Source organism: Shewanella sp. 3_MG-2023, from assembly GCF_030548765.1.
Taxonomy (GTDB): domain Bacteria; phylum Pseudomonadota; class Gammaproteobacteria; order Enterobacterales; family Shewanellaceae; genus Shewanella.
In genome coordinates this window covers 21,546-28,086 of sequence record NZ_JAUOSH010000048.1, presented here as the reverse complement: position 1 = coordinate 28,086, position 6,541 = coordinate 21,546, and the positions used below count along the sequence as shown (strand labels likewise).

The 6,541-nt window shown below is 43.0% G+C and carries 5 protein-coding genes and 1 pseudogene; 4 read left to right on the top strand and 2 right to left on the bottom strand.

What is annotated here, in order from left to right; all coding sequences use genetic code 11:
- Positions 1-78: 78 nt before the first annotated feature.
- A pseudogene (locus tag Q4591_RS19030) lies at positions 79-819 on the top strand (IS4 family transposase); the annotation flags it as partial.
- Between the two features lie 53 nt (positions 820-872).
- On the opposite strand, the gene Q4591_RS19025 reads toward Q4591_RS19030, so the two are convergent.
- Both Q4591_RS19025 and Q4591_RS19020 read right to left on the bottom strand, forming a co-directional pair.
- Positions 873-1,457 carry an excalibur calcium-binding domain-containing protein gene (locus Q4591_RS19025; protein WP_303462460.1) on the bottom strand — a complete coding sequence of 195 codons (585 nt, stop codon included), beginning with the start codon at positions 1,455-1,457 and terminating at the stop codon, positions 873-875.
- 19 nt (positions 1,458-1,476) lie between these two features.
- On the bottom strand, positions 1,477-2,472 hold the full coding sequence (locus tag Q4591_RS19020) for an NERD domain-containing protein (RefSeq protein ID WP_303462458.1): 996 nt from the start codon (positions 2,470-2,472) through the stop codon (positions 1,477-1,479).
- A gap of 181 nt (positions 2,473-2,653) precedes the next feature.
- Between Q4591_RS19020 and Q4591_RS19015 the strand changes: the two genes are divergently transcribed.
- The 3 genes from Q4591_RS19015 to Q4591_RS19005 all read left to right on the top strand — a co-directional run bounded on the left by Q4591_RS19015 (position 2,654) and on the right by Q4591_RS19005 (position 6,504).
- Positions 2,654-3,394 carry a zinc metallopeptidase gene (locus Q4591_RS19015; RefSeq protein ID WP_303462456.1) on the top strand — a complete coding sequence of 247 codons (741 nt, stop codon included), beginning with the start codon at positions 2,654-2,656 and terminating at the stop codon, positions 3,392-3,394.
- Positions 3,395-3,920: 526 nt separating this feature from the next.
- Positions 3,921-4,901 carry a helix-turn-helix domain-containing protein gene (locus tag Q4591_RS19010; protein ID WP_303462454.1) on the top strand — a complete coding sequence of 327 codons (981 nt, stop codon included), beginning with the start codon at positions 3,921-3,923 and terminating at the stop codon, positions 4,899-4,901.
- A 301-nt stretch (positions 4,902-5,202) separates the two neighbouring features.
- Positions 5,203-6,504 (top strand): anaerobic C4-dicarboxylate transporter, encoded by a 1,302-nt coding sequence (locus Q4591_RS19005; protein WP_102475487.1) that lies wholly within the window; start codon positions 5,203-5,205, stop codon positions 6,502-6,504.
- The last annotated feature ends 37 nt before the right edge of the window (positions 6,505-6,541 follow it).

Below are 6,541 nucleotides of genomic sequence, written 5' to 3'. Positions count from 1 at the left end.
TCATAGTGTCACCTGTTAACTTATGAGGTGATGATATCACCTCTAACTAGGTGGCCAAATTAACTATGCCACTACACCAATGAGTGCAAACCAATAATCGTGACAGATGCAGGTTTTCGTATACCTTGGTTCAAGCAAATTTTGTCATTAAATTGGGATTACGTAGGCAGATTTAGAAATCGAACTCACTGTAAAAAATTACCAGTAGATAGCTGGTATCCAGTTAAACAACTCTATGTTCAAGCAAGCACCAGAGCTAAAAGCCTCGGTGTTTACATGCTAGGTGAACAAACCTCTTTTAAGTCCCGTTTAGTTATTTTCAAACGTAACGCAAAAGGACGTAAAGACAAAGTGGTAACGGGTGAAAAGTCGAGGCGGAGTAAACAATCTCGAGCCAGTGCAGAACGAGAGAAAGAGCCTTGGTTACTAGCTACATCACTTTGTTTATCAAGTGCTGATGCCAAAAGAGTCGTTAAGATTTATTCAACAAGAATGCAGATAGAAGAAAGCTTTAGAGATGTTAAAACAGGTCTAAAAATGAATGATAGCGGCTCAAGGAAGCCAAACAGACTAAGCGTACTTTTGCTCATAGCTTGCTTATCTCAATTTATACTTCACCTGTTTGGTTTAGCTGTCAAAGCGGCAAATAAGCACAGACAATATCAAGCTAATTCAATAAAACACCGAAACGTTCTATCAAACCAATTTATAGGCTTAAGAGCTTACAAAGATAGGAGTTTAAGCTTGATGAAATCGCATTGGCAATTAGGGATTAAGATGCTGCAGGATTTAGTAAAAGAACCACAAGCATCCTATTAAATTCGTGGGGATCCGTCAGGGTCAGAGTAAACTGTAACTCTAACTCTAACCTCTTAATACCTGCTACACCACTGGCTTTCACATGGTATGCCGTCTCTATCGCCATCCATTTCAGTGCCTGGGCAGTTGTTGATATAAAAAGTCGCTTCATCACATGAGCGCATTTGGCTGCAGTGGATTTTGCCAGCCTCACACCTAAATGTGGGTTGGTTTGTGATTGGGTTGCTGTTTTGTACCGCGGGCTGCCATTCCATTTGTTCAATGTCTTGGTTGGTCAGTACTGGCGTTGCGGTCATTTCTTTATACTTCTGAAAGCCAAATATTCCGAGGGCTAATATGACTAAGAGAGGAATAAGCATGCCGCTTGTCGATTTCTTATTGTCTTGTCGGTGGTGAGCACTATTGGATTTGCGGGTAGAGATGACTGCGACACCTTCAATATTGGCTTTTATTGCTTTGACTTTCCCATCACTTTGAATCTCAGAAAAATAGTTGATTTGGTCGCCAACGACTGGTTTTCTTGCCATGTGTTTGAGTATCGATATATGAATGAATATATCTTTATTAGCTGTTGAATCAGGTTTGATAAAACCAAAGCCTTTGTCGGCGTTCCAACGAACAAGTTTGCCTTTTTCCATGTTTTTCAATTGCTATTCCTTAGACTATTTGTTGGTTCAAACCACAATCTTGGCAGTGTAGGGTGTAGGTTTCTCTGCGCTTGGTGACTTTAGTATTTTTACTATGGCACTGCGGGCAGGCTTGCTTCATTGGCGTATTTTTAGTGCACTGATTGCAGTTGATGTAGTAACCGTACTTGCCATACATTGGGGTGATATTGCTGGATTCGCCGCAATGTTTACAGCTTAGGCTGGCTTGAGCTGCTGGTTGATTTTCAGCTAATGGGGTACTGCTGTGAGCTGTTGTTTGAGTTTGTTGCTGTTGTATTGGCTCTGGTTGTAGAAGCGGCTCTGGTGCGTTGCAGACCAATTCACTTGCTTGGATATTGCCATCGATATGCTGGCTTATGATGAAGTGACCTATTGAATCGAGTTCTTCTCGGTCGAAGTGAGGTCGAGTGTCATATACATTAACGACTCGTATGAACTTATTTCTAAGGTTCATCATTTTTTTAAGCTTATCGACTAGAAACTCAGATTTTACTAATTGCTCTGATACCGCTTTAGGCATGGTGTTTCTATCAATAATGGCATCGCTTGATACTACGCAGAGATGATCCCAACAACGACCTTTAATACCTTGCTGTATGCCAAACATTTTCCCAAGTATTTCACCTTTATGATGGGTGAGTAATTCTTTCAACAAGATCTGTTGCTGCTCCACTTGTTTAATAGGCGATGGCATACCTGACCATTGGTTGTTATAGCTGCGAGTCCATTCTTGTTGCTGATTGACCTTCACATGGCCTTTAATGCTTTTTGATTCGATTAGCACAAAGCCATAGGGGTACACGATCAAGTGATCGATCTGGGCAACTTCATCATTAAAACTAAATTTGAAATCATTGATCACCAGTATTTTGGGGTGATCTTTAAAGGCGCGGCGTAAAAAGAAGGCTACGTTTTGCTCTTGCTTTTGACCCGCGATCGCTTGCGGTGAAGTGGTGTTTTGCAGGGTTTTCGCTTTGAGTATCATTTATCAACAGCATCCATTCATAACTTGATAAAAATCATTACCATAATACCCAATTATTGATTGATAAAGCTATGATTATTGATTGAATTTGTATAAAAATAGCAGTCAATTTAACCCTTTTATAAAATCATCTTCCACTACTCGCATCCACGGTTAATGGCTTTGCGTAACAGTACTGGCTTTGAGTAAAAGCCGTGAGAGTTATATCAAGGTTTATGGCATACTGGGTTTCATGCTATGGATCATTCTAATTATTGTCATTGCGGGCTGTGTATTCTTGCCTGGCTTGTGGGTCAAGCACATCATGAGCAAGTACCAACAGCCCACTGATCGTTACCGTCATCAAGGTAGCGGTGGTGAACTTGCTCGTCATCTTCTAGTTCGTTTTGGCCTAAATGACGTCAAGGTTGAAGAGACGCCTGACGGCGATCATTATGATCCCGCGGCTAAGGCTGTTCGCCTTACGCCGGATAACTATGCCGGTTATTCTCTGACAGCTGTGACGGTAGCTGCCCACGAGGTTGGGCATGCGCTACAGGATTCTCGCGGCGAGTCTTTGTTTTTGATGCGACAGAAGCTGGCTAGAACCGCTATGGTCGGTGAGCGTATTGCCGGCATAATGATGTTCGCGGCGCCAGTGGTCTTAATGCTCACCCGTATACCGCAGGCTGGCGCGTTGACCATATTAATTGGCGTGCTGTCGATGGGGTTGAGCACTATTGTGCATCTGGTGACCTTGCCGGTGGAGTTCGACGCCAGTTATGGCAAGGCGCTGCCCATACTCAAAGAGGGCAATTACCTGCACGACGGTGACATAAAGCATGCGGAGAAGATTCTCAAGGCGGCGGCGCTGACCTACGTGGCTGGCTCGCTAGCCAGCTTGCTCAATCTTGGCCGCTGGATAGCGGTACTGCGTCGCTAATAGAATCACTGGGGTTTTGTTAGGGGCAGAGTAAACTTTTTCTATTTCCTCAATCAAATTATTAAACACAACCATAATCTTGGCTGTTCGGGGCTTTGTGCTTACTGACTTTGGTATTTTTGCTGAACGTGTTAAAAGGCTGAGGATTAAACTGATATTCAATAGGTGAACCATGAGTATTAGCGAGACGACCGTTCATCCCATGGATGGGATGTTCGAGCCCTCATGGATGAGTTTACGGCGTGTCGGTGAGTGAATGTCATGGTGAGCTGATACAAATCAAATTAATTGGATTAGTCTCGACTCTTTAAGCGATTTCAAATCGGGTGACTGATTAAATTCTTTCTTTGCTTCATAGCCTACACTCAATCGCTAATTGAGCAATTAGATACAAAAAATAGCCGAATTATGGCTTAATAATCAATAACGCAACTGCTGGTTGACAGATTAATAAGCTGGCTTGCTAGTGAGCAACTGGCTGATTTCTTATGCTTGTGGCTCAATTATTGATTAAAAGGACTCACTAATGATACTTGCAGATAAGATTATTAGATTAAGGAAAAAACTGGGCTGGTCGCAGGAAGAGTTGGCTGAGAAAATGAATGTTTCTCGTCAGTCTGTTTCTAAATGGGAAGGGGCAAATAGCATTCCTGATTTAAATAAAATCATTATGCTTTCACAGATTTTTGATGTGTCTACAGACTTCTTACTAAAGGACGAGAACGAGGAATTTGAAGTTGCTACTGAAGCCAAAGAACTAGGCATTAACCATATTACCCTAGAGCAAGCGACTGAGTATGTTGAGCATAAAATCGCAATGACGAATCTTGTTTCTAAAGGCGTGGTTTTGTGTGTGTGTTCTGCAATGCCGTTGTTTTTCTTTATGGCTATGGCGGAAACGAATCGATTTAACATGACGGGTGATATAGCAGCGGCATTGGGTATTGTGAGTGTGTTGATTTTGGTGTCAGTTGGAGTGAGCTTTTTTATCAAGACAAACCAATATCAAGATGAAATAGCGGCGATAGAAAATGAGCCATTTGAACTCGCTTATGGTGTTCACAGCGTGTTTCATGAAAAGCGTAAACAGTTTAGGCCAGCTTATAATTTGCGCTTATCTGTAGGTATTTTCTGTTTTATTGTTAGCTTTGTTCCGCTGCTGTGCGTGAGTATTTTTTCTTTTGAGCAAGACATTGTTTTATTAATGATAGATGTACTGCTTTTTATTATTGCGGTTGGTCTATTCATTATTTTACCGGTTTCTGCAAAATATGATGCCTATAGCAATGTATTGAAAGAAACAGTGAAAGAGACAGAAACAACTAGACGTACTAAACGAGCCGAGAAGTTGGCTGGATTTTATTGGCCCTTGCTCATTGCTATCTATCTTGGCTGGAGCTTTTGGACAATGGCTTGGGGCATCACTTGGATTATTTGGCCTGTTGGCGCCGTGCTGTTTGCCGCACTCGTTGGCTTGATGGAATTACTTCACAAAGACACGCCTTAATTAATACGTGGGAAATAAGACGTGTGAAATCAGGGTGCGAAGTTAATGCGCCCAAAGAAACTCGGAGTAAATCGCCAAGCGATTTTTTTGCGAACAAAGAGTGCTTAGATTGCTAGGCGGCAATTCACTCGCCGCGCTTAATCGGTTTTATCTCGAACAAAACTCAACCCGCAATGAACAACACGCCCTAGTTAACACTTCCGGTTTTTTATTCTGTTAGTTGAGGTTTTATTGATTTAATCATCCATTGCTTATATTGGTTTTACAGTAAAGTGCGCGCAATTATGGCTTGGGAGGATTTATGGTAACAATTGAGTTAGTGGTGGTATTGGCTGCCATCTTTATCGGCGCACGAATAGGCGGCATTGGCATTGGCTTTGCTGGCGGTTTGGGTGTGTTGGTGTTAACTCTAGGTTTAGGGATGACACCTGGCACTATTCCTATTGATGTGATTTTGATTATTATGTCGGTCATCGCAGCTATTGCGGCGATGCAAGTTGCGGGTGGTTTGCAATATTTGGTGAATATCGCTGAGCGTGTTTTACGTAAAAATCCTAAGCAGGTGACTTTTTTAGCTCCGATTGTCACTTACACCATGACGCTGTTTGCGGGTACGGGCCACACCGCGTTTTCGACCTTGCCTGTCATCGCTGAGGTGGCGAAAGAGCAGGGCATTCGTCCTTCACGGCCATTAAGTATTGCAGTTGTTGCCTCTCAAATTGCGATTACGGCTTCACCTATTTCAGCTGCGGTTGTGCTAATGAGCGGCATGCTTGAAAGCAAAGGCGTGGGCTATATCAGCTTATTGATGATTTGTATTCCCGCTACTTTTATTGCTTGTATGGTCGGCGCTTTTGTTGCCCAATTTATGGGTAAAGAGTTGAAAGATGACCCCGTTTATCAAGACCGTTTAGCTCATGGCTTAGTGAGCAAACGCGAGGTGAACAGCACTGAGTTACCAGCAGGGGCTAAGCGTTCGGTGATGGTTTTTCTGGTAGCAATTGTGGCAGTGGTGTTTTACGCCACCGCGATTAGTGATGCTGTAGGTCTTATTGATAATCCGACATTGCCGCGAAATGAAGCGATTATGGTGTTTATGCTAACGGCAGCCACGGCGATTACGCTGTTTTGTAAAGTGGATACAGCTGAGGTGCTTAATGCGGCGACCTTTAAATCGGGCATGAGTGCGTGTATTTGTGTATTAGGTGTTGCGTGGCTAGGTGACACCTTTGTTGCTGGGCATTTAGAAGAGATTAAAGCGCTATCGGGTGGCTTGCTAGAAGAGCATTCGTGGATGTTGGCGATCATTTTGTTTTTAGCCAGCATGTTGTTGTACTCGCAAGCCGCAACCACAGCGGCGTTAATGCCATCGGCATTTATGCTAGGGGTTAGCCCTGAGGCTGCTATTGCTTCTTTTGCTGCGGTGAGTGCCTTATTTGTATTGCCAACTTATCCAACCTTGTTGGCGGCTGTTGAAATGGATGACACAGGTTCTACCCGTATTGGCCAGTGGGTATTTAACCATCCTTTTGTGGTACCCGGTGTGGTGACGATTGTTAGCTCGGTGATGATTGGATTTGTATTAGCTGAGATTATTTTGTAGGTGTATTTATTGTCTGCTTAAGGCGTTTCTTTGGATC

Excerpts from the sequence above, each read along its gene's own strand:
- Q4591_RS19025 (WP_303462460.1), bottom strand. The coding sequence starts at position 1,457 with ATGGAAAAAGGCAAACTTGTTCGTTGGAACGCCGACAAAGGCTTTGGT.
- Q4591_RS19020 (WP_303462458.1), bottom strand. The coding sequence starts at position 2,472 with ATGATACTCAAAGCGAAAACCCTGCAAAACACCACTTCACCGCAAGCG.
- Q4591_RS19010 (WP_303462454.1), top strand. The coding sequence starts at position 3,921 with ATGATACTTGCAGATAAGATTATTAGATTAAGGAAAAAACTGGGCTGG.
- Q4591_RS19005 (WP_102475487.1), top strand. The coding sequence starts at position 5,203 with ATGGTAACAATTGAGTTAGTGGTGGTATTGGCTGCCATCTTTATCGGC.